3 protein-coding genes are annotated in these 3,765 nt (G+C 74.7%); 1 reads left to right on the top strand and 2 read right to left on the bottom strand.

Annotated features, from left to right (window positions below; genetic code table 11):
• Positions 1–132: 132 nt before the first annotated feature.
• Positions 133–2,169, top strand: a complete 2,037-nt coding sequence (locus HJG45_RS28115) for a ParB/RepB/Spo0J family partition protein (RefSeq protein WP_171617271.1) — start codon at positions 133–135, stop codon at positions 2,167–2,169.
• Between the two features lie 406 nt (positions 2,170–2,575).
• On the opposite strand, the gene HJG45_RS28120 is transcribed toward HJG45_RS28115, so the two are convergent.
• Entirely contained in the window at positions 2,576–3,013 is a 438-nt protein-coding gene (locus HJG45_RS28120; protein WP_171617273.1) for a hypothetical protein, read from the bottom strand.
• Positions 3,010–3,270: a type II toxin-antitoxin system prevent-host-death family antitoxin gene (locus HJG45_RS28125; protein WP_171617275.1), complete on the bottom strand. Its 261-nt coding sequence runs from the start codon at positions 3,268–3,270 to the stop codon at positions 3,010–3,012. Before HJG45_RS28125 ends, HJG45_RS28120 begins: the two co-directional genes overlap by 4 nt.
• Positions 3,271–3,765 lie beyond the last annotated feature (495 nt).

Here is a 3,765-nt window from a genome sequence, read left to right on the forward strand (position 1 = left end):
CTCGCAAGCCTGCGGCCCGCTCCCTCGCAGCCCGGCCGCGCCCGGCCGCGGGCACCCCCCTCCCGCTCCCGGTCTCGCCGACGGGCAGGGAAGCAGCGGGGCTGCTTCCCGCTGCCACGAAGGGAGATCACCATGACCGAGACCGTCACCCACACCACGACCGAGATCGCGCTCTCCAAGCTGGACCCCTCCCCCGCCAACGTCCGCCGCACCGGCGCGGGGCTCGGTGTCGAGGCGCTGGCCGCCTCCATCGCGGCGCACGGGCTGCTGCAATCCCTCGCGGTGCGCGCCAAGCTGGACGGCGCGGGCCGGGAGACCGGGCGCTTCGAGGTCGTCGCCGGGGGCCGCCGGCTCGCGGCGCTGCGGCTGCTGGCGAAGGGCAAGCGGCTGGCGAAGCACGCGCCCATCCCCTGCCGCGTGCTGGACGGCGCCAACGACGCGGAGGCGAGCCTCGCCGAGAACACGGTGCGGCTCGACATGCACCCGGCCGACCAGTTCGAGGCATTCGCCGCGCTGCACCGGGACGGCGAGGGCCTCGGCGTGGAGGAGATCGCGGCCCGCTTCGGCGTCTCCGCCCACACCGTGCGCCAGCGGCTGCGCCTCGCCGCCGTCTCGCCCGCCCTAATCCAAGCCTACCGCGACGAGGCGTTGACCCTGGACCACCTGATGGCCTTCGCCGTCACCGAGGACCACGCGGCGCAGGAGCGGGTGTTCGCGCAATTGCCGGCGTGGCAGCGCAGCCCCGACACAATCCGTCGGCTGCTGACCAACGCCCTGGTGCCCGCCACCGACCGCCGGGTGCTGCTGGTCGGGCTCGACGCCTACCTCGCCGCGGGCGGGCGGGTGCAGCGCGACCTGTTCGCCGAGGACCGCGGCGGCTGGATCGAGGACGCAGCCCTACTGGAACGGCTGGTGGCCGAGCGGATGGAGCGCGAGGCCGAGGCGGTGCGCGCGGAGGGTTGGGCTTGGGTCGCCATCGGCCCCGAGGCGCAATCGCAGGCGTGGCGCTGCCGCCGGGTGTGGCCCGTGCAGGTTCCCCTTTCGGCCGAGGACGAGGCGCGCCGGGCGGCGCTCGCTTCCCGCTACGACGACCTCGCGGCGGAGCACGGCAGCAGCGACGACCTGCCGGAGGCGGTCGCGGCGGAGCTGGACCGCATCGAGGCGGAACTCGACGCCCTGGACGCGCGCGGGCGCGCCTTCCGGCCCGAGGACATGGCCGTCGCGGGCACGGTGGTCACGCTCGCCTCGGACGGGACGCTGCGGGTGGAGCGGGGCTACGTGCGGCCGGAGGACGAGCCGAAGCCCGACGCGGATGAGAGCGGCGAGGCTGAGGCTGAGGACGCCGAGGGTGTGGACCCTGCCGACCATGCGGAGGGTGGCCCGGCTGCGGGTGGCATGGCGGTGCCGGAGCCGGAGGACAAGGCCTCTGCCCTCTCGGCCGCCCTGCAAGGCGAGTTGGAGGCGCACCGCACCGCCGGGCTGCAGGCGGAACTGGCGGCACAGCCCGACCTCGCCCTGCGGGTGCTGCTGCACGGCCTCGCCACGGACGCTTTCTACGCGCGCTACGCCGACACCGTGGCCCGCTTCTCGGCCCACCCCCCTGCCCTCGCCGCCGCCTGCCCCGGCGTCGCGGACAGCTCGGCGCGGCAGGCGGTCGCGGCCGCGGAGGCCGCGTGGCGCGGGCGGCTCCCGGACGCGCAGGCCGACCTCTGGCCCTGGCTGATGGCGCAGGACACGGCGGCGCTGCTCGGCCTGCTCGCGGTCTGCGTCGCGCGGGTGGCCGATGCCGGGCGGGACGACTGGACCACGCCGCGCGGGGCGGCCTCCATCGCGGCGCGCGTGGCGGAGGCCGCCGGGCTCGACATGCGGCGGTGGTGGGGCGTCACGGCGGAGGGCTATCTCGCCCGCGTGCCCAAGGCGCTGATCCTCGGGGCCGTGCGCGAGGGCGCGGGCGCCGACGCGGCGCACCGGCTGCGCGACGCCAGGAAGGAGGCGATGGTGCGCGACGCGGCGGCGCTGCTGGACGGCAAGGGCTGGCTGCCGCGGGCGCTGCGCGGGCCGGGCACGGCGGTCGAAGGCAATGGCGCGGTCAGTGATGCGGCCGAGGCCGGTCCGGCTCCCCTCCCCTGCGGGGCCGAGCCCCCGGCGCTGCCGCAGGCGGCGGAGTGATCCAGCGGGGCCGCCGACGGGCGGCCCCTCCCCGTCCGGGACCGCGGCGGACGACTCCTTGCCGGCGGGCCGGCTTCGCCGGCCCGCCGGGGAGCGACCCTTGCGGTGCGTCGCCCGGGGCGCGATAGCGGCGCCAACACGGCCGGCCCCTCTGCGCTCCTTCGGGTGCACGGGCCGGTTCTCCTTTCTTGGCACACATCCCCTCTCGTCGCGGGCCGCTTCCCGGCCCCCTGTCGCTTCTGCCGCTCCGTGAACGGAGACGGTGAGGTCCTGCCACAGCGCGCCCGAGAGGGCAGTTGGCTCGCCTCGGCCTTATTAGGCATTCAGGTTCTTACCTCAGAAGGCATGGAGGTCAGTAGGCCGGGTGTCCCCCGCTGTTGCGAAACGGAGGATCGAGCCGACGCCGTCACTCGGAGCGCGTGACGAGGCCGCCCTGGCGTTCCCGGTAGAGCGCGACGAAGCGGTCGCGGATGGTGCGCAGCAGGCGCGGCGGGAGGTACCCGTAGGCCACGCTCTCCGGCCCCTGCCCCGGCAGCGGCCGCAGGTCGGGCCCGGGCCAGGCGAAGACCTTGGCCTCGGTCAGCACCACCCAGGATCGCGCCTCGTCGAGGCCGAGGTGCCGCTTCACCGCCGGCGGCAGCTCGATAGCCTCTGCCGGGTCATGCGGCGCCGCGTGCGTGATCGGCAGCACGTAGACCCGGGTGTCGCCATCCTCGTCGCGCACCGCGAGCACCACGGCGCAGGGCCGGTCCTTGGCGCCCTCCTCCTGCCCGGCCCGCGCCTCGCGGTCCCAGAGGTAGGCGTAGCGGATGACGAGGCCCGGCCGGGGCTCGGGCCAGGTCACGCCTCGCCGTCGAGCAGCTCATCGAGCTGCGCCGTCTCGGCCGGCGGCTCGGCCCGGGCGATCATCTCGATCTCGGCTTCGCTCAGCTCCTCCGCGCGCACCACTCGCCGGTCGCGCCGCTTGAGCCGGGCGTACTCCTCCGCCGAGATCACCACCAAGCGATCGCGGCCGTTGCGCGTCACCGTCACCGGCTCGACCAGCGCCCGGTCGGCGATCCGACCCCAGTTCCGCACGAACTCCGCCGTGGTCACCCGCACGACGCCCTCCTGCTTCGATACGCACGATACATATAATGCAGATCGCCGGTCGGGCGAAGGTATCGGCTCACCAACCCCGGCACGCGGAGCAGGACCGAATTTCCTGCCCTGCACTGCACAGAAAAGAACCTCAGTAGGTCACTGCCTTCAAGACTTCTGACATGCTGAGGGTGAGAGGTCGCCGACATATGCTGCCGGAAGCTGGACGGGGGTGCCCTTCTGGACGGGCTGCCGTTCCAAGCCGAGAACCTGCTCCACTGAGAACCTTCTTGGGTTCGTAGTCCACAACCTGAAAACCTCTGCTGTGCCATCCGGGCGTCTCCCCCGCGGTGCGGGGGCCGGGCTGTCGGGCGCGGCCCCGAGCCCCTCCGGGTCTCGGCCCTCTCGGGCGTCCATCCCTGACGCGGCACTTTGGCCGCGGACGCGGCCCGCGTGGGGCACCCGAGGGCGCCGCCCTCCGGTTCCCCGCCGTGCCCGCCGCCTACGGCACGGCAG

Origin of the sequence: Roseicella sp. DB1501 (assembly GCF_013112485.1) — a bacterium.
Taxonomy (GTDB): domain Bacteria; phylum Pseudomonadota; class Alphaproteobacteria; order Acetobacterales; family Acetobacteraceae; genus Paracraurococcus.